Genomic DNA, 15,630 nt, shown 5'->3' on the forward strand with positions numbered 1-15,630 from the left:
CACAACCGTTATTCGGCCGCAGCAGCCGCCTTGACGGTCAGCGTGCCGCCGGCCTTCGCCACGGCTTCGATGGCCGAGGCCGAGGCGCCGGTCACAACAAGCGTGACCTTGGTCTTGATCTCGCCCTTGGCCAGCACGCGGATACCGTCGCGCTTGTTCGAGGTCAGGCCCGCAGCGACCAGCACGTCCTCGGTGATTTCCGATTTCGCGTCCAGCTTGCCCAGACCGATGAACTTCTCGATCAGGCCGAGGTTCACCACGGCGTATTCCATGCGGTTCGGCTTGTTGAAGCCGCGCTTGGGCAGGCGGCGGTACAGCGGCATCTGGCCGCCTTCGTAGCCGCCGATGGCCACACCCGAACGGGACTTCTGACCCTTGATACCGCGACCGGCGGTCTTGCCCTTGCCCGAACCCGGGCCGCGCGCCACGCGCTTCTGCTTCTTGGCGGCGCCGTCGTTGTCACGCAGTTCATTCAGTTTCATGTCGCATACTCCTTGGCCGGAATGCCCATCCTGCGACGGATGAGGGGCAACGCGGCATTTCTTGCTTGTTGCGGGTCGGGCATCGCTGCCCCCCTACTTAATGGCAAAGGGCGCGCAGGTTTCCCCGCGCGCCCTTGGCTCGGTAGGGCGGGGTTCACCCCGCCAAACGCTCAACCGCGCTCTTCGATGATCTGCACGAGGTGCGAGATCGAGCGGACCATGCCGCGAACCGAAGGCGTGTCTTCCAGTTCACGGGTGCGGTGCATCTTGTTCAGGCCGAGCCCTTTCAGGGTCGCGGTCTGGATCGCGGGGCGGCGGGCGGCCGAGGCCACCTGCTTCACGACGATGGTTTTCTTGGCCATTGTCCGGTCTCCTTACGCTTCGACTTCGGCGTCGGGCTTCTTCAGGATCTCGGCCACCTTCTTGCCACGGCGCGAGGCGACGTGACGGGGCGAGGATTCCTGCTTCAGACCGTCGATGGTCGCGCGGATCATGTTGTAGGGGTTCTGCGACCCGATGGACTTGGCCACCACGTCCTGAACGCCCAGCATCTCGAACACGGCGCGCATCGGACCACCGGCGATGATACCAGTACCGGCAACGGCCGTCCGCATCACCACCTTGCCAGCGCCATGACGACCTTCGATGTCGTGGTGCAGGGTGCGGCTGTCCTTCAGCGGCACGCGGATGAGCGAGCGCTTGGCCTGCTCGGTCGCCTTGCGGATCGCTTCCGGAACTTCCTTGGCCTTGCCCTTGCCAAAGCCGACACGACCACGCTGGTCGCCCACCACGACGAGTGCCGCAAAGCCAAAGCGCTTGCCGCCCTTCACGGTTTTCGACACGCGGTTGATCGCGACCAGACGGTCTGCGAATTCCGGGGTTTCTTCCGGGCGGTTGTCACGACGGTCGTCGCGGCGCTCCCGGCGGTTCTCACGTTCTGCCATATGGCATTCCTTCATGTTGGCGCGGCCGCGCCGTTATAGCCAATCCTCGTGCACCGCAGGGCGGGCCGGGATCATCGGGGCGGCACTTGCGCGCCGCCCGCATGGATCAGAACTTCAGGCCACCTTCACGGGCAGCATCGGCAAGTGCCTTGATCTTCCCGTGGAAAATGAAACCGCCGCGGTCGAAATAGCACTCTTCCACGCCGGCCTTCTTGGCCCGCTCGGCAATCGCAGCGCCGATCTTGGCCGCAGCCTCGACGTTGTTCTTGCCGACGACGCCCAGATCCTTCTCGAGCGACGAGGCGGCGGCCACGGTGACCCCCTTCACGTCGTCGATCAGCTGGACGCTGATGTTCTTGTTGGACCGGTGGACCGACAGGCGAAGACGCCCGTTGGCCATGGCCTTGATCTTGTTCCGGACGCGCAGGCGGCGCTTGAGGAACAGCTCTCTCTTGGTGTTCGCCATTTTTGCGCCCCTTACTTCTTCTTGCCTTCCTTGCGGAAGATGTACTCATCCTTGTAGCGGATGCCCTTGCCCTTGTAGGGCTCGGGACGCTTCCACTCGCGGATGTTCGCGGCCACCTGACCGACCAGCTGCTGGTCGATGCCTTCCACGACGATCTCGGTCTGCTTCGGCGAGGCGACAGTCACCCCCTTCGGCACTTCGAAATTCACTTCGTGGCTGTAGCCGAGCGAAAGTTTCAGGACATTGCCGGCCATCGCGGCGCGGTAACCCACGCCCTGGATTTCCAGCTCTTTCTTGAAGCCGTCGGTCACACCGGTGACGAGGTTCGCCACCATGGACCGCACCATCCCCCACTGCTGGCGGGCGCGCTTGGACGTGCCACGCGGCGTCACCTTGACGGTGGTACCGTCGATGGTGATCGTCACGTCGTCGCCAGCGGTGAAGCTGCGAGTGCCTTTCGGCCCCTTCACTTCGATGGTCTGGCCGGACAGCGAGGCCGACACGCCCTTGGGCAGTTCGACCGGTTTCTTGCCAATACGAGACATCCCACCCTCCTCAGAACACGGTGCAGAGGACTTCGCCGCCAACATTGGCAGAGCGAGCCGCTGCGTCCGACATCACGCCCTTCGGCGTGGAGACGATGGAGACACCCAGACCGTTGCGCACTGACGGGATGTCCTTGACACCCATGTAGACGCGGCGGCCCGGCTTGGACACGCGCTTGAGTTCGCGGATCACGGGGGTGCCTTCGAAGTACTTCAGCGAGATCACCAGTTCGCCCTGGCCATTCTCGGTCGTCTTCTTCTCATAGCCGCGGATATAGCCTTCCGAGGCCAGCACATCCAGCACCCAGGCGCGCAGCTTGGAAGCCGGCGACGAGACGGTGGACTTGCCGCGCAGTTGCGCGTTGCGGATGCGGGTCAGCATATCGCCGAGAGGATCGTTCATCGACATCTGTCTTCCTCCCTTACCAGCTCGACTTCACCATGCCGGGGATCTGGCCGAAGGAGGCCAGTTCGCGCAGCATGATCCGCGAGAGCTTCAGCTTACGGTAGTAAGCGTGGGGACGGCCCGTCAGCTGGCAGCGGTTGTGCAGCCGGGTGGCGGACGAGTTACGGGGCATCTCGGCCAGTTTCAGAGTCGCCTTGAAGCGCTCTTCCATCGGCTTGGACTGGTCGTTGATCACCGCCTTGAGGGCTGCGCGCTTGGAAGCGTGCTGCTTCACAAGCTTCTGCCGCTTCTCTTCGCGGTTCACCATGGATTTCTTTGCCATATCTCAGGTTCCTCGCGCTCAGGCCGTGAAGGGCATGTTGAAGTGCTTCAACAGCGCCTTGGCTTCGGCGTCGGTCTTCGCGGTGGTGCAGATGATGATGTCCATGCCGAGAACTTCGTCGACCTTGTCGAAGTTGATCTCGGGGAACACGATGTGCTCTTTCAGGCCCATGGCATAGTTGCCGCGGCCGTCAAAGCTCGTGCCCTTCACGCCGCGGAAGTCGCGGACGCGCGGCAGGGCGATCGTGATCAGACGGTCAAGGAATTCATACATCCGGTCGCCGCGAAGCGTGACCTTGCAGCCAAGAGGCATCTCTTCCCGCACGCGGAAGCCGGCGATCGACTTTTTGGCGTGGGTGATGACAGCCTTCTGACCGGCGATCTGCGACAGTTCTTCCGCCGCCTGCTTCACCTTCTTGGTGTCCTTGACGGCCTCGCCGACACCCATGTTCAGCACGATCTTCTCGAGCCGGGGGATCTGCATGTCGTTCTTGTAGCTGAATTCCGACTTCATGGCGGGACGGATCTTCCCGGCATATTCGGCCTTCAGGCGCGGGGTATAGGTAGCTGCGTCCAACATCAGATCGCCTCCCCGGTCGATTTGGCGTAGCGCACCTTCTTGTCGCCTTCCATGCGGAAGCCGACGCGGGTGGCCTTGCCGTTCTTGTCAACGATCGCAAGGTTCGACAGGTCGATCGGCTGCGACACCGGCAGACGACCACCCTGCGAGGCGGCGGACTGCTTGGTGTGGCGGATGGCGACATTCACGCCGTCCACGATCGCCTTGTTGTCCTTGGGCATGACGGCGGAAATCTCGCCCTTCTTGCCCTTGTCCTTGCCGGTGAGCACGATGACCGTGTCACCTTTCTTGAGCTTCGCAGCCATCAGAGCACCTCCGGAGCCAGCGAGATGATCTTCATGAAGTTCTTGGCACGCAGCTCGCGCACGACCGGCCCGAAGATACGGGTGCCGACCGGTTCGCCCTGGTTGTTCAGGATGACGGCGGCATTGCGGTCGAAACGGATCGAGGTGCCGTCTTCACGGCGAACTTCCTTGGCGGTGCGGACGACGACGGCCTTGCGGACGTCACCCTTCTTCACGCGGCCCTTCGGAATCGCTTCCTTGACCGACACCACGATGATGTCGCCCACGGATGCGTAGCGGCGGTGCGAACCGCCCAGAACCTTGATGCACTGAACCCGGCGAGCGCCGGAGTTGTCAGCAACATCCAGATTGGTCTGCATCTGGATCATTGGTTTACTCCCGACCTTTGGGAACGGTCATGATCTGCAACCGTCCCAGGGTTTCGTTCGGACTGAACGGAGGTCTTGGCTTACGCCTCGACGACCACCGTCCAGCGTTTCGTCTTCGAGATGGGCGCGCACTCTTCGATACGGACAGTGTCGCCAACCTTGAACTTGTTATGCTCGTCGTGGGCCCGGTACTTCTTGGACTTGCGGACGGTCTTTTGCAGCAGCGGGTGCTTGAAGCGGCGCTCGACGAGGACGGTGATCGTCTGCTCGTTCTTGTCCGAGGTCACGACACCTTGCAGGATACGCTTGGGCATTTCGTGGTCCTCTTACTTCGCGGCTTCGGCGGCTTTTTGGTTCAGCACCGTCTTGATGCGCGCCACGTCCTTGCGGATGGCGTTGAACCGGGCGGTATTCTCGAGCTGGCCGGTGGCCTGCTGGAAGCGCAGGTTGAAGGCTTCCTTCTTCAGAGCGACCAGGCTGTCACGCAGCTGGTCAGGGGTCTTGCCCCGCAGTTCTTCGGCTTTCACGGCCTTTGTCCTTTTCTCAATCACCAGAGGGCCCCTGCGGTCTGCTCAGGGTTACCTTGAACCTGGTGGATCAATGATGAACCAACGATTCCGAGTCGCCCCGGAACCGTGGATGCGTCCCGATACAGGAGGGGGGAGCCAAGGGCAAGCAGAAACATCTACGGATGCAAGAGCGGGGGCCGACACCTTGGGCCTTTATGCAAAAGGCCCCCGCCGTCACCGGCAGGGGCCCACGTAGGGCGGGGTTCACCCCGCCGCTACTTACCAGTCTTCCTTCGCCACGATGCGCGTCGTGACCGGAAGCTTCATCGCCCCCAGACGCAGCGCCTCGCGCGCGATGACTTCGGACACACCGTCGATCTCGAACATGATGCGGCCCGGCTTCACCTTGGACGCCCAGTAGTCCACCGAACCCTTACCCTTACCCATACGGACTTCGGTAGGCTTCGACGAAACCGGGACATCCGGGAAAATCCGGATCCAGACGCGGCCCTGACGCTTCATGTGGCGGGTGATCGCGCGGCGGGCCGCTTCGATCTGCCGCGCCGTGACGCGCTCGGGTTCGGTGGCCTTCAGGGCGAACGAGCCGAAGTTCAGCAGGAAGCCGCCCTTCGCCTCGCCGTGGATACGGCCCTTGTGCTGTTTGCGGAACTTCGTCCGTTTCGGTTGCAGCATTTCCTTCTACTCCCTTACGCGCGTTCGCGGTCGCGACGCGGCGCACGCGGCGCAGCGCCGTCCTGCGCTTCCGCCTGACGGCGGTCGCGGGCCTGCGGATCATGCTCAAGGATCTCGCCCTTGAAGATCCACACTTTCACACCGATGATCCCGTAGGGCGTCTCGGCTTCCGACAGCGCATAGTCGATGTCGGCGCGCAGCGTGTGCAGCGGAACGCGGCCTTCGCGGTACCATTCGGTACGCGCGATTTCAGCCCCGCCCAGACGACCCGCAACGTTCACCCGGATACCCAGAGCGCCCATGCGCATCGCGTTCTGCACGCCCCGCTTCATCGCGCGGCGGAACGAAACCCGGCGCTCCATCTGCTGGGCGATCGATTCGGCCACCAGCTGGGCGTCCAGTTCCGGCTTGCGGACTTCGACGATGTTCAGGTGCAGTTCGGACTTGGTGAAGACCGACAGCTTCTTGCGCAGACCTTCGATGTCCGCGCCTTTCTTGCCGATGATCACGCCCGGACGCGCCGTGTGGATCGTCACGCGGCACTTCTTGTGCGGACGCTCGATGATCACGCGGCTGACGCCGGCCTGCTTGCATTCCTCGTGGATGAACTCGCGCATCTTGAGGTCTTCAAGCAGCAGGTTGCCATAGTCCTTCGACTCGGCGAACCAGCGGCTGTCCCAGGTCCGGTTGACCTGCAGGCGCATCCCGATGGGGTTAACCTTCTGTCCCATTATGCCGACTCCCCGGTCTGACGCACCTTGATGGTGATTTCGCTGAACGGCTTCATGATCTTGCCGAAACGGCCCCGCGCACGCGGACGGCCACGCTTCATCACAAGGTTCTTGCCAACCCAGGCTTCCGCAACGACGAGATTGTCCACATCCAGACCGTGGTTGTTCTCGGCATTGGCGATGGCCGACTGCAGGCACTTCTTCACGTCACCCGCGATCCGGCGCTTGGAGAAGGTGAGGTCGGCCAGAGCCTTGTCCACCTTCTTGCCGCGGATCAGACCGGCGACGAGGTTCAGTTTCTGCGGCGAGGTGCGAAGCATCCGGGCAATCGCCATCGCTTCGTTGTCCGCCACGCGGCGCGGATTCTTTTCCTTACCCATGGCTTACTTCCTCTTGGCTTTCTTGTCGGCCGCATGGCCGTAATAGGTCCGCGTCGGCGAATATTCCCCGAACTTCTGACCGATCATCTCCTCGGTGATGGCCACCGGGATATGCTTGTGACCGTTGTAGACCCCGAAGGTGAGCCCGACGAACTGCGGCAGGATGGTGGAACGGCGCGACCAGATCTTGATCACTTCGTTCTTGCCCGATTCCCGCGCCTTCTCGGCTTTCTTCAGCACGTAAGCGTCGACGAACGGGCCTTTCCAAATAGAACGAGACATGGATTAGCGCCCTTTTTTCTTGGCGTGACGCGAACGGACGATGTACTTGTCCGTCTGCTTGTTCGACCGGGTCCGGTTGCCCTTGGTGCCCTTGCCCCACGGGGTAACGGGGTGACGGCCACCCGAGGTGCGGCCTTCACCACCACCATGCGGGTGGTCGATCGGGTTCATCGCGACGCCGCGCACGGTCGGGCGGACGCCCATGTGACGCTTCCGGCCCGCTTTACCCAGGTTCTGGTTCGAGTTGTCGGGGTTCGACACGGCACCCACGGTCGCCATGCATTCCTGACGCACCATCCGCAGCTCGCCCGAGGACAGGCGGATCTGCGCATAGCCGCCGTCACGGCCGACGAACTGGGCATAGGTGCCCGCAGCGCGCGCCAGCTGGCCGCCCTTACCGGGCTTCAGCTCGACGTTGTGCACGATCGTCCCGATCGGCATGCCGCTGAAGGGCATGGCGTTACCGGGCTTCACGTCGGTCTTGGCACCCGCGATCACCTGATCGCCAACCGCCAGACGCTGGGGGGCGAGGATGTAGGACAGCTCGCCATCCGCATACTTCACCAGCGCGATGAAGGCGGTGCGGTTCGGGTCATATTCGATCCGTTCCACGGTCGCCGCGATATCGAACTTGCGGCGCTTGAAATCCACAACGCGGTACAGGCGCTTTGCGCCGCCGCCCTTGTGCCACATCGTGACACGTCCGGTGTTGTTCCGGCCGCCCGTCTTCGTCAGACCCTCGGTGAGGGCTTTGACGGGGCGTCCTTTCCACAGCTCCGAACGGTCGATCAGAACCAGCCCACGCTGGCCAGGCGTCGTCGGTTTATACGACTTGAGTGCCATGCTCTCTGTCTTCCGTCAGCTAGGGGACCGCTTGGCGATCCCGATGGTTATAGGGCTCCGAAGATCCCCGGCAGGTCGGTCAGCGCCTCACGGCGAGGACCGGATTCTTCAAAAAATCCACGGCCCCGGAAACCGGGGCCGCGAGATTCGTGCGGCTAATATCAGAGGCCGGTGGCAACGTCGATAGTGTTGCCTTCCTCCAGCGTGACATAGGCCTTCTTCTTGTCGCTCCGTTCGCCGGGACGGCCGCGGAACTTCTTCGTCTTGCCCTTGGTGACGACGGTGTTCACCGCTTTCACCTTCACGCCGAAAACCGCTTCCACGGCTTCCTTGATCATGGGCTTGGACGCATCCATCGCGACCTGGAAGACCACCGCACCGTTCTCCGACGCCATGGTCGCTTTCTCGGTGATGATCGGCTTCTTGATCAGGTCGAAGTGTTCGGGTTTCGCGCTCATTTCAGACGAGCCTCCAGAGCTTCGACACCCGCCTTCGTGATCACCAGAGTGTCACGCTTCAGGATGTCATAGACGTTTGCGCCGATGGTCGGCAGCACGTCGATCCCCTCGATGTTGCGGGCCGCCAGCGCGAAATTCGCGTCGACATCCGCACCGTCGATGATCAGCACGCGCTTCCAGCCCCGTTCCTTGACCGTCTTGGCCAGCAGCGCGGTCTTGGCTTCCGCCATCGCGAGGCTGTCCACGATCACCAGCTCACCCGCCTTGGCCTTGGCCGACAGCGCGTGACGCAGGCCCAGGGCGCGGAACTTCTTCGGCAGGTCATGGGCATGCGACCGCGGGGTCGGGCCCTTGTAGACGCCACCGTGACGGAAGATCGGCGCCTTGCGGGAGCCGTGACGTGCGCCACCGGTGCCCTTCTGGCGATAGATCTTCTTGGTCGAGTAGGACACGTCCGACTTGCCAAGGACCGAGTGGGTGCCAGCCTGTGCCTTAGCACGCTGCCAGCGCACCACGCGATGCAGGATGTCCGCGCGCGGCTCAAGGCCGAACAGCGCCTCATCCAGATCGATGGAACCGGCCTTGCCGCCGTCCAGCTTGATCACATCGAGTTTCATGCTTCACCCCCTTCGACCGCAACTTCAGCAGCCGGAGCAGCAGCAGCCGACGAACGCACCGCAGCCGGACGCGGAGCGTCGGCGAACGGGGCCTTCTTGACCGCATCCTTGATGGTGACCCAGCCGCCCTTGGAACCGGGAACGGCGCCCTTCACCATGATCAGGCCACGGTCGGCATCCGTGCGCACGACCTGCAGGTTCTGCGTGGTCACGCGGACGGCACCCAGATGGCCGGCCATCTTCTTGCCCTTGAACACCTTGCCGGGGTCCTGGCACTGGCCGGTGGACCCGTGCGAACGGTGCGAGATCGACACACCGTGCGAGGCCCGCAGACCGCCGAAGTTGTGCCGCTTCATCGCACCGGCGAAGCCCTTACCGATCGAGGTACCGGCGATGTCCACGAACTGGCCCGCCAGATAGTGGTCGGCGGTGATTTCCGCGCCCACGTCGATCAGGTTGTCGGGCGACACGCGGAATTCCGCGATCTTGCGCTTGGGGGCAACATTCGCCTTGGCGAAGTGGCCACGCTGCGCGGCGGTGGTCCGCTTGGCCTTGGCATTGCCTGCGCCGAGCTGGACGGCGGTGTAGCCATCCTTGTCGGCGGTGCGCTGCGCCACGACCTGCAGGTTGTCAAGTTGGAGGACGGTCACAGGAACCTGTGCGCCGTTTTCCAGGAACAGCCGGGTCATGCCCAGCTTCTTTGCGATAACGCCAGAGCGCATGGTCATGCCCTCCTCAAACCTTGATCTCGACATCCACGCCAGCGGCGAGGTCGAGCTTCATCAGCGCGTCCACGGTCTGGGGGGTCGGATCGACGATGTCGAGAAGACGCTTGTGCGTCCGGATTTCCCACTGGTCGCGCGACTTCTTGTCGATGTGCGGACCACGGAGAACCGTGAACTTCTCGATCTTGTTCGGCAGCGGGATCGGGCCGCGCACTTGCGCGCCGGTCCGCTTGGCCGTGTTCACGATTTCCTGCGTGCTGGCATCCAGAACGCGGTAATCGAAGGCCTTCAGCCGGATGCGGATGGTCTGACCTTGCATCTTTGTTTTCCTTCGGAACGTAGATCGCGCAGGATTGCCCGACCCATAGGTTCACGTTTGTTGATGGTCTGCGGCGCACCCCGGAAGGTGCGCCGCGCGTCCTTACAGATTGCTTGCCCCCTTGGAAAGGGGATTCGCGATCTTTCTTTGCACAGGGCGAGGTGATCCGCCCTGCCCGCCAGATCAGGCGATGATCTTCGAGACGACGCCTGCGCCGACGGTGCGGCCGCCTTCACGGATGGCGAAGCGCAGCTTCTCTTCCATCGCGATCGGGGCGATCAGCGTCACGTTGAACTTCAGGTTGTCGCCCGGCATCACCATCTCGGTGCCTTCCGGCAGCTCCACCGTCCCCGTCACGTCGGTCGTGCGGAAGTAGAACTGCGGACGGTAGTTCGCGAAGAACGGCGTGTGACGGCCGCCTTCTTCCTTGGTCAGGATGTAGGCTTCCGCCTCGAACTTCGTGTGCGGGTTCACCGACTTCGGCTTGCACAGCACCTGGCCGCGCTCCACGCCGTCACGGTCGATGCCGCGCAGCAGGACGCCGACGTTGTCACCGGCTTCCCCACGATCCAGCAGCTTGCGGAACATTTCCACGCCCGTGCAGACCGACTTCTTCGTGTCGCGGATACCCACGATCTCGACTTCGTCGCCGACGTTGATCACGCCACGCTCCACACGACCGGTCACAACCGTGCCGCGGCCCGAGATCGAGAACACGTCTTCGATCGGCATCAGGAAGGGCTGATCCACAGCACGCGCCGGCGTCGGGATGTAGGTGTCGACCGCCGCCATCAGCGCGCGGATCGAGTCTTCCCCGATGTCCTTGCGCTCGCCGATCATGGCCTGGTGGGCCGAGCCCTTGATGATCGGGATATCGTCGCCGGGATAGTCGTACGACGACAGCAGCTCGCGCAGTTCCATCTCGACCAGCTCGAGCAGTTCCTCGTCATCCACGAGGTCGATCTTGTTCATGTAGACGACCATGTAGGGAATGCCCACCTGACGGCCGAGCAGGATGTGCTCGCGCGTCTGCGGCATCGGGCCGTCCGAGGCGGCGCAAACGAGGATCGCCCCGTCCATCTGCGCGGCACCCGTGATCATGTTCTTCACATAGTCGGCGTGGCCGGGGCAGTCGACGTGGGCGTAGTGACGGTTCTCCGTCTCGTATTCCACATGCGCGGTCGAGATCGTGATCCCGCGGGCCCGCTCTTCCGGCGCGCCGTCGATCTGGTCATAGGCGCGGAATTCGCCGAAATACTTCGTGATCGCCGCCGTCAGCGTCGTCTTGCCGTGGTCAACGTGGCCGATCGTGCCGATGTTGACGTGCGGTTTGTTACGTTCAAACTTTGCCTTTGCCATCTGGGCAACTCCTCATTCGTTGTTACGGGCGGCGGGGTGAACCCCGCCCTACGGGGGTGGTAGGGCGGGGTTCACCCCGCCACACCGATCAAGCGTATTTCTTCTGGATTTCCTGAGAGATGTTCTCGGGCACCGCGTCATAGTGGTCGAACAGCATGGTAAAGACCGCACGGCCCGACGACATCGAACGCAGGTTGTTGATGTAGCCGAACATGTTCGCCAGCGGCACCATCGCGTTGATCACGTTGGCATTGCCGCGGGTGTCCTGTCCCTGCACCATGCCCCGACGCGAGGTCAGGTCACCGATGATCGAACCGGTATATTCTTCCGGCGTCACGACCTCGACCTTCATGATGGGTTCCAGCAGCTTCGCACCGGCCTTCTTCAGACCTTCGCGCATCGCGGCGCGGGCCGCGATTTCGAAGGCCAGAACCGACGAGTCGACGTCGTGGAAGGCACCGTCGACCAGCGCCACCTTGAAGTCGATGACCGGGAAGCCGGCAAGCGGACCCGAGTCCATGACGGACTTGATGCCCTTTTCGACGCCGGGGATGTATTCCTTCGGCACCGCACCACCGACGATCTTGGATTCGAAGGAGTAACCCTCGCCCGGTTCCGTCGGGGTGATCTGCAGCTTGACGCGGGCGAACTGGCCCGTGCCACCGGTCTGCTTCTTGTGGGTGTAGTCGATCTCGTGCGCGCTCGAGATCGTTTCACGATAGGCCACCTGCGGCGCACCGATATTCGCCTCGACCTTGAACTCGCGACGCATGCGGTCGACGAGGATGTCGAGGTGAAGTTCGCCCATGCCCTTCATGATGGTCTGGCCCGATTCCAGATCGGTCTCGACGCGGAAGGACGGGTCTTCGGCAGCCAGACGGGCCAGCGCGAGGCCCATCTTTTCCTGGTCGGCCTTGGACTTCGGTTCCACGGCAATCTCGATCACCGGTTCCGGGAAGGTCATGGTTTCCAGAACGACCTGGTTGTTCGGGTCGCACAGGGTGTCACCGGTGGTGGTTTCCTTCAGGCCCGCCAGAGCGATGATGTCGCCCGCGAAGGCTTCTTCGATTTCCTCGCGGTTGATGGCGTGCATCATCATCATGCGGCCCACGCGCTCTTTCCGGCCCTTGGTCGAGTTGACCATCTGGTCGCCCTTCTTCAGGACGCCGGAATAGATGCGGGTGAAGGTGAGCGAGCCCACGAAGGGGTCGTTCATGATCTTGAATGCCAGCGCGGCGAAGGGCTGCGTGTCATCGGCCGACCGCGGGATGTCGCGGGTTTCCGTCTCGTCGCCCGGCTTGAAGCCCATATAGGCGGGCACGTCCAGCGGCGAGGGCAGATAGTCGATGACCGAGTTCAGGACCGGCTGCACACCCTTGTTCTTGAAGGCCGACCCGGCGGTGACCGGAACGAAGGCCATCGACAGGGTGCCCTTGCGGATCAGGCGGCGCAGTTCCTCGACCGAAGGCTCGTTGCCCTCGAGATAGGCTTCCATCGCCGCGTCATCCTGCTCGACCGCGAGTTCGACCAGCTTGCCGCGCCATTCGTCGGCTTCGGCCTTCAGGTCGGCACGGATGTCCTGGATGACCCAGGACGCGCCCAGATCTTCGCCCTGGTAGACCCATTCCTTCATGGTCACCAGATCGATGATACCTTCCAGCTTGTCCTCGGCGCCGATCGGCAGGGCGATCGGGGCGGGGGTCGCACCGGTGCGGTCCTTGATCATCTTGACGCACTTGAAGAAGTCCGCGCCGATCTTGTCCATCTTGTTGACGAACACGATCCGCGGAACCTTGTAGCGGTCAGCCTGACGCCACACGGTTTCGGTCTGGGGTTCCACACCGGCGTTGGCGTCCAGAAGGCAGACGGCGCCGTCGAGAACCGCCAGCGAACGCTCCACCTCGATGGTGAAGTCGACGTGGCCGGGGGTGTCGATGATGTTGAAGCGGTGCTTCGGGGTCTGCGGGGTCGCGCCATCTTCGGTGCGTTCCCAGAAGGTGGTCGTCGCAGCCGAGGTGATGGTGATGCCCCGCTCCTGCTCCTGCTCCATCCAGTCCATCGTGGCGGCGCCGTCATGGACTTCGCCGATCTTGTGGGACTTGCCGGTGTAGTAGAGGATGCGTTCCGTCGTCGTGGTCTTGCCCGCGTCGATATGGGCCATGATCCCGAAGTTGCGGTAGAGGTTCAGCGGATATTCGCGTGCCATGATGCCCTCTTACCAGCGGTAGTGGCTGAACGCTTTGTTCGCGTCGGCCATCTTGTGGGTGTCTTCACGCTTCTTCACCGCCGTGCCGCGGTTGTTCACCGCGTCAGCCAGTTCGGCAGCCAGACGTTCTTCCATCGTGTTCTCGTTGCGCTTGCGGGCAGCGGTGATCAGCCAGCGGATCGCCAGCGCTTCACGGCGCTCGGCGCGCACTTCGACGGGGACCTGATAGGTCGCACCACCGACGCGGCGCGAACGCACTTCGACGGAGGGCTTCACATTGTCCAGAGCTTCATGGAACGCCTGGATCGGCTCGCGCTTCAGGCGCTGCTCGACGCGCGACAGCGCGCCATAGACGATCGATTCCGCGACGGATTTCTTCCCGTCGAGCATCAGGTTGTTCATGAACTTGGTCAGCACGCGATCGCCATACTTGGCGTCGGGCAGGATTTCGCGCTTTTCTGCGGCGTGACGGCGGGACATCTCTCAGCTCCTCACTTCGGACGCTTCGCGCCGTACTTCGAACGGCGCTGACGACGGTCTTTGACGCCCTGGGTATCCAGAACACCGCGCAGGATGTGGTAACGCACACCGGGAAGGTCTTTCACACGGCCGCCACGGATCAGGACGACAGAGTGTTCCTGAAGGTTGTGCTTTTCGCCGGGAATGTAGCTGATCACCTCGAAGCCGTTCGTCAGGCGCACCTTGGCGACCTTACGCATAGCGGAGTTCGGCTTCTTCGGGGTCGTGGTGTAGACGCGGGTGCAAACACCACGCTTCTGCGGGCAGGATTCCAAGTGCTGCGACTTGGACCTTCTGACTTTCGCTTCCCGCGGCTTGCGGATCAGCTGTTGGATCGTCGGCATTCAACTACCTCGATTTGCCCGTCCTGGGCGGTTGTCAATACTCGCGCCGGACCCGGCGCGCTGCTTCTCGACTGATGCCTTGCGCGGATCGCAAAACACCAAAACCGCATCCGCCCCCATCAGGGGACGACGCGGTGGAATTCCAGAGGATCGGGGCTTTGCGGCCCGGATCATGACCACTCACTTTTCGATATCCCGAGGCCCGCTCCCGAAGGGGCAGGCGCACGATGTAGCGGGCGTATAGGGGGAGTCGCGGGGGATGTCAACGCCCGCAGGGCCGCGGGGCCTGTCGCGGCTTAGGCCCGCGCCGCCTTGACCTTGCGCTCGCGCCACAGCGTGAACAGACCCGATGCCACGACCAGCCCCGCCCCGAACAGCGTCAGCGGATCGGGCACCGTACCAAAGACCGCCCACCCCAGCACCAGCGCCACCAGAAGCGAGACATAGCGGAACGGCGCGACAAAGCCGATATCGCCCACACGCATGACCATGACAACGAAATTGTACCCCACCACCAGCGACGCCGCCGCCCCGCAGATCAGCAAACCCTCGCGCAGCGAAAACCCCACCCACCCCTCGGGCAGCGACAGGACCAGCGCCGTCGCCGTCACCGAAAGGCTCGCCGCCACCGCCACCGTGGCCGACGGCACCGACCTGGACAATTCGCGCGTCGACAGATCGCGCACCACGACAAAGGCGACCGAAGCCAATCCGATCAGCGCCCAGTGGTCGAACCCCGCAGGTCCCGGCCGCACGATGATCAGCACGCCCACGAAACCGACCAGAATGGCCGTCATCCGCCGCCAGCCGATCCGGTCGCCGAACACCGCCCATGCCGCCAGCGCCACGGCCAGCGGCAGCGACTGCATGATCGCCGACAGGTTCGCCAGCGGCATATGCACCAGCGCGGCAAGGAACAGCAACGTCGACGCCACCTCGGCAAAGGACCGGATCCCCACCGTCACCGCATCGCGCCGCCCCATCCGGAACGTCAGCCGCCCCGTCATCGCCCCGATGGCCACCAGCGGACCCAGCGTCAGCAGCCCCCGCATGGCAATCGCCTGCCACAGCGGCAGCGTCTGCGTCGCCGCCTTCATCATCGCGTCATTGATGGTGAAGGCCGCCATGGCCACGCACATGTAAAGCGCGCCGCGCAGGTTGTCGGACATGGGCATGGGCGTCTCCTCTTGCCCGTCCCTAGCAAGGCGCAACCGCGCCCGCCACCCCG

Annotated in this window: 26 protein-coding genes; all 26 read right to left on the reverse strand. The window is 63.2% G+C overall.

What is annotated here, in order from left to right:
* Positions 1-8: 8 nt before the first annotated feature.
* Positions 9-482 carry a 50S ribosomal protein L15 gene (gene rplO / locus GU927_RS04730; protein ID WP_161761215.1) on the reverse strand — a complete coding sequence of 158 codons (474 nt, stop codon included), beginning with the start codon at positions 480-482 and terminating at the stop codon, positions 9-11.
* Between the two features lie 170 nt (positions 483-652).
* A complete protein-coding gene (rpmD, locus tag GU927_RS04735; protein WP_023666253.1) occupies positions 653-844 on the reverse strand; it encodes a 50S ribosomal protein L30 in 192 nt (63 codons plus the stop codon).
* A 12-nt stretch (positions 845-856) separates the two neighbouring features.
* Entirely contained in the window at positions 857-1,426 is a 570-nt protein-coding gene (gene rpsE, locus GU927_RS04740; protein WP_031339254.1) for a 30S ribosomal protein S5, read from the reverse strand.
* Between the two features lie 106 nt (positions 1,427-1,532).
* Positions 1,533-1,892, reverse strand: a complete 360-nt coding sequence (rplR, locus tag GU927_RS04745; RefSeq protein ID WP_161761216.1) for a 50S ribosomal protein L18 — start codon at positions 1,890-1,892, stop codon at positions 1,533-1,535.
* An 11-nt stretch (positions 1,893-1,903) separates the two neighbouring features.
* Entirely contained in the window at positions 1,904-2,437 is a 534-nt protein-coding gene (gene rplF, locus GU927_RS04750) for a 50S ribosomal protein L6 (RefSeq protein ID WP_161761217.1), read from the reverse strand.
* A 10-nt stretch (positions 2,438-2,447) separates the two neighbouring features.
* Complete coding sequence (gene rpsH / locus GU927_RS04755) at positions 2,448-2,846, reverse strand: 30S ribosomal protein S8 (RefSeq protein WP_161761218.1); 399 nt, start codon at positions 2,844-2,846, stop codon at positions 2,448-2,450.
* 13 nt (positions 2,847-2,859) lie between these two features.
* Positions 2,860-3,165 (reverse strand): 30S ribosomal protein S14, encoded by a 306-nt coding sequence (gene rpsN / locus GU927_RS04760; RefSeq protein ID WP_161761219.1) that lies wholly within the window; start codon positions 3,163-3,165, stop codon positions 2,860-2,862.
* An 18-nt stretch (positions 3,166-3,183) separates the two neighbouring features.
* A complete protein-coding gene (gene rplE, locus GU927_RS04765; RefSeq protein WP_161761220.1) occupies positions 3,184-3,744 on the reverse strand; it encodes a 50S ribosomal protein L5 in 561 nt (186 codons plus the stop codon).
* Positions 3,744-4,049 carry a 50S ribosomal protein L24 gene (rplX, locus tag GU927_RS04770; RefSeq protein ID WP_161761221.1) on the reverse strand — a complete coding sequence of 102 codons (306 nt, stop codon included), beginning with the start codon at positions 4,047-4,049 and terminating at the stop codon, positions 3,744-3,746. The genes rplE and rplX overlap by 1 nt, the downstream gene beginning before the upstream one ends.
* Positions 4,049-4,417, reverse strand: a complete 369-nt coding sequence (gene rplN, locus GU927_RS04775; RefSeq protein ID WP_023666245.1) for a 50S ribosomal protein L14 — start codon at positions 4,415-4,417, stop codon at positions 4,049-4,051. Before rplN ends, rplX begins: the two co-directional genes overlap by 1 nt.
* An 80-nt stretch (positions 4,418-4,497) precedes the next feature.
* Positions 4,498-4,731: a 30S ribosomal protein S17 gene (gene rpsQ, locus GU927_RS04780; protein ID WP_023666244.1), complete on the reverse strand. Its 234-nt coding sequence runs from the start codon at positions 4,729-4,731 to the stop codon at positions 4,498-4,500.
* A gap of 12 nt (positions 4,732-4,743) precedes the next feature.
* Positions 4,744-4,944: a 50S ribosomal protein L29 gene (rpmC, locus tag GU927_RS04785; protein ID WP_031339252.1), complete on the reverse strand. Its 201-nt coding sequence runs from the start codon at positions 4,942-4,944 to the stop codon at positions 4,744-4,746.
* A 261-nt stretch (positions 4,945-5,205) separates the two neighbouring features.
* The gene (gene rplP / locus GU927_RS04790) at positions 5,206-5,619 is read right to left on the reverse strand and encodes a 50S ribosomal protein L16 (protein ID WP_161761222.1); all 414 of its coding nucleotides are present in this window, start codon (positions 5,617-5,619) and stop codon (positions 5,206-5,208) included.
* A 14-nt stretch (positions 5,620-5,633) separates the two neighbouring features.
* Positions 5,634-6,350 carry a 30S ribosomal protein S3 gene (gene rpsC / locus GU927_RS04795; RefSeq protein WP_023666241.1) on the reverse strand — a complete coding sequence of 239 codons (717 nt, stop codon included), beginning with the start codon at positions 6,348-6,350 and terminating at the stop codon, positions 5,634-5,636.
* Positions 6,350-6,730, reverse strand: a complete 381-nt coding sequence (gene rplV / locus GU927_RS04800; protein ID WP_023666240.1) for a 50S ribosomal protein L22 — start codon at positions 6,728-6,730, stop codon at positions 6,350-6,352. Before rplV ends, rpsC begins: the two co-directional genes overlap by 1 nt.
* A 3-nt stretch (positions 6,731-6,733) precedes the next feature.
* A complete protein-coding gene (rpsS, locus tag GU927_RS04805; RefSeq protein WP_161761223.1) occupies positions 6,734-7,012 on the reverse strand; it encodes a 30S ribosomal protein S19 in 279 nt (92 codons plus the stop codon).
* A 3-nt stretch (positions 7,013-7,015) separates the two neighbouring features.
* The gene (gene rplB / locus GU927_RS04810; RefSeq protein ID WP_161761224.1) at positions 7,016-7,855 is read right to left on the reverse strand and encodes a 50S ribosomal protein L2; all 840 of its coding nucleotides are present in this window, start codon (positions 7,853-7,855) and stop codon (positions 7,016-7,018) included.
* Positions 7,856-8,016: 161 nt separating this feature from the next.
* On the reverse strand, positions 8,017-8,313 hold the full coding sequence (locus GU927_RS04815; protein WP_161761225.1) for a 50S ribosomal protein L23: 297 nt from the start codon (positions 8,311-8,313) through the stop codon (positions 8,017-8,019).
* The gene (gene rplD, locus GU927_RS04820) at positions 8,310-8,930 is read right to left on the reverse strand and encodes a 50S ribosomal protein L4 (RefSeq protein ID WP_161761226.1); all 621 of its coding nucleotides are present in this window, start codon (positions 8,928-8,930) and stop codon (positions 8,310-8,312) included. The genes GU927_RS04815 and rplD overlap by 4 nt, the downstream gene beginning before the upstream one ends.
* Positions 8,927-9,652 (reverse strand): 50S ribosomal protein L3, encoded by a 726-nt coding sequence (gene rplC / locus GU927_RS04825; RefSeq protein WP_161761449.1) that lies wholly within the window; start codon positions 9,650-9,652, stop codon positions 8,927-8,929. Before rplC ends, rplD begins: the two co-directional genes overlap by 4 nt.
* A 13-nt stretch (positions 9,653-9,665) precedes the next feature.
* A complete protein-coding gene (rpsJ, locus tag GU927_RS04830) occupies positions 9,666-9,974 on the reverse strand; it encodes a 30S ribosomal protein S10 (protein WP_023666234.1) in 309 nt (102 codons plus the stop codon).
* A 183-nt stretch (positions 9,975-10,157) separates the two neighbouring features.
* On the reverse strand, positions 10,158-11,333 hold the full coding sequence (tuf, locus tag GU927_RS04835; RefSeq protein WP_161761227.1) for an elongation factor Tu: 1,176 nt from the start codon (positions 11,331-11,333) through the stop codon (positions 10,158-10,160).
* 88 nt (positions 11,334-11,421) lie between these two features.
* Positions 11,422-13,539, reverse strand: a complete 2,118-nt coding sequence (fusA, locus tag GU927_RS04840; RefSeq protein ID WP_161761228.1) for an elongation factor G — start codon at positions 13,537-13,539, stop codon at positions 11,422-11,424.
* Positions 13,540-13,548: 9 nt separating this feature from the next.
* Entirely contained in the window at positions 13,549-14,019 is a 471-nt protein-coding gene (rpsG, locus tag GU927_RS04845) for a 30S ribosomal protein S7 (protein ID WP_161761229.1), read from the reverse strand.
* 11 nt (positions 14,020-14,030) lie between these two features.
* Positions 14,031-14,402 (reverse strand): 30S ribosomal protein S12, encoded by a 372-nt coding sequence (gene rpsL, locus GU927_RS04850; protein ID WP_023667098.1) that lies wholly within the window; start codon positions 14,400-14,402, stop codon positions 14,031-14,033.
* A gap of 296 nt (positions 14,403-14,698) precedes the next feature.
* The gene (locus tag GU927_RS04855) at positions 14,699-15,577 is read right to left on the reverse strand and encodes a DMT family transporter (protein ID WP_161761230.1); all 879 of its coding nucleotides are present in this window, start codon (positions 15,575-15,577) and stop codon (positions 14,699-14,701) included.
* Positions 15,578-15,630: the final 53 nt, after the last annotated feature.

This window comes from Paragemmobacter amnigenus, assembly GCF_009908265.2.
Taxonomy (GTDB): domain Bacteria; phylum Pseudomonadota; class Alphaproteobacteria; order Rhodobacterales; family Rhodobacteraceae; genus Paragemmobacter; species Paragemmobacter amnigenus.

What these genes read in the sequence shown, in the direction of transcription:
- rplO (WP_161761215.1), bottom strand. Translation starts at nt 482, where the DNA reads ATGAAACTGAATGAACTGCGTGACAACGACGGCGCCGCCAAGAAGCAG.
- rpmD (WP_023666253.1), bottom strand. Translation starts at nt 844, where the DNA reads ATGGCCAAGAAAACCATCGTCGTGAAGCAGGTGGCCTCGGCCGCCCGC.
- rpsE (WP_031339254.1), bottom strand. Translation starts at nt 1,426, where the DNA reads ATGGCAGAACGTGAGAACCGCCGGGAGCGCCGCGACGACCGTCGTGAC.
- rplR (WP_161761216.1), bottom strand. Translation starts at nt 1,892, where the DNA reads ATGGCGAACACCAAGAGAGAGCTGTTCCTCAAGCGCCGCCTGCGCGTC.
- rplF (WP_161761217.1), bottom strand. Translation starts at nt 2,437, where the DNA reads ATGTCTCGTATTGGCAAGAAACCGGTCGAACTGCCCAAGGGCGTGTCG.
- rpsH (WP_161761218.1), bottom strand. Translation starts at nt 2,846, where the DNA reads ATGTCGATGAACGATCCTCTCGGCGATATGCTGACCCGCATCCGCAAC.
- rpsN (WP_161761219.1), bottom strand. Translation starts at nt 3,165, where the DNA reads ATGGCAAAGAAATCCATGGTGAACCGCGAAGAGAAGCGGCAGAAGCTT.
- rplE (WP_161761220.1), bottom strand. Translation starts at nt 3,744, where the DNA reads ATGTTGGACGCAGCTACCTATACCCCGCGCCTGAAGGCCGAATATGCC.
- rplX (WP_161761221.1), bottom strand. Translation starts at nt 4,049, where the DNA reads ATGGCTGCGAAGCTCAAGAAAGGTGACACGGTCATCGTGCTCACCGGC.
- rplN (WP_023666245.1), bottom strand. Translation starts at nt 4,417, where the DNA reads ATGATCCAGATGCAGACCAATCTGGATGTTGCTGACAACTCCGGCGCT.
- rpsQ (WP_023666244.1), bottom strand. Translation starts at nt 4,731, where the DNA reads ATGCCCAAGCGTATCCTGCAAGGTGTCGTGACCTCGGACAAGAACGAG.
- rplP (WP_161761222.1), bottom strand. Translation starts at nt 5,619, where the DNA reads ATGCTGCAACCGAAACGGACGAAGTTCCGCAAACAGCACAAGGGCCGT.
- rpsC (WP_023666241.1), bottom strand. Translation starts at nt 6,350, where the DNA reads ATGGGACAGAAGGTTAACCCCATCGGGATGCGCCTGCAGGTCAACCGG.
- rplV (WP_023666240.1), bottom strand. Translation starts at nt 6,730, where the DNA reads ATGGGTAAGGAAAAGAATCCGCGCCGCGTGGCGGACAACGAAGCGATG.
- rpsS (WP_161761223.1), bottom strand. Translation starts at nt 7,012, where the DNA reads ATGTCTCGTTCTATTTGGAAAGGCCCGTTCGTCGACGCTTACGTGCTG.
- rplB (WP_161761224.1), bottom strand. Translation starts at nt 7,855, where the DNA reads ATGGCACTCAAGTCGTATAAACCGACGACGCCTGGCCAGCGTGGGCTG.
- GU927_RS04815 (WP_161761225.1), bottom strand. Translation starts at nt 8,313, where the DNA reads ATGAGCGCGAAACCCGAACACTTCGACCTGATCAAGAAGCCGATCATC.
- rplD (WP_161761226.1), bottom strand. Translation starts at nt 8,930, where the DNA reads ATGAAACTCGATGTGATCAAGCTGGACGGCGGCAAGGCCGGTTCCATC.
- rplC (WP_161761449.1), bottom strand. Translation starts at nt 9,652, where the DNA reads ATGCGCTCTGGCGTTATCGCAAAGAAGCTGGGCATGACCCGGCTGTTC.
- rpsJ (WP_023666234.1), bottom strand. Translation starts at nt 9,974, where the DNA reads ATGCAAGGTCAGACCATCCGCATCCGGCTGAAGGCCTTCGATTACCGC.
- tuf (WP_161761227.1), bottom strand. Translation starts at nt 11,333, where the DNA reads ATGGCAAAGGCAAAGTTTGAACGTAACAAACCGCACGTCAACATCGGC.
- fusA (WP_161761228.1), bottom strand. Translation starts at nt 13,539, where the DNA reads ATGGCACGCGAATATCCGCTGAACCTCTACCGCAACTTCGGGATCATG.
- rpsG (WP_161761229.1), bottom strand. Translation starts at nt 14,019, where the DNA reads ATGTCCCGCCGTCACGCCGCAGAAAAGCGCGAAATCCTGCCCGACGCC.
- rpsL (WP_023667098.1), bottom strand. Translation starts at nt 14,402, where the DNA reads ATGCCGACGATCCAACAGCTGATCCGCAAGCCGCGGGAAGCGAAAGTC.
- GU927_RS04855 (WP_161761230.1), bottom strand. Translation starts at nt 15,577, where the DNA reads ATGCCCATGTCCGACAACCTGCGCGGCGCGCTTTACATGTGCGTGGCC.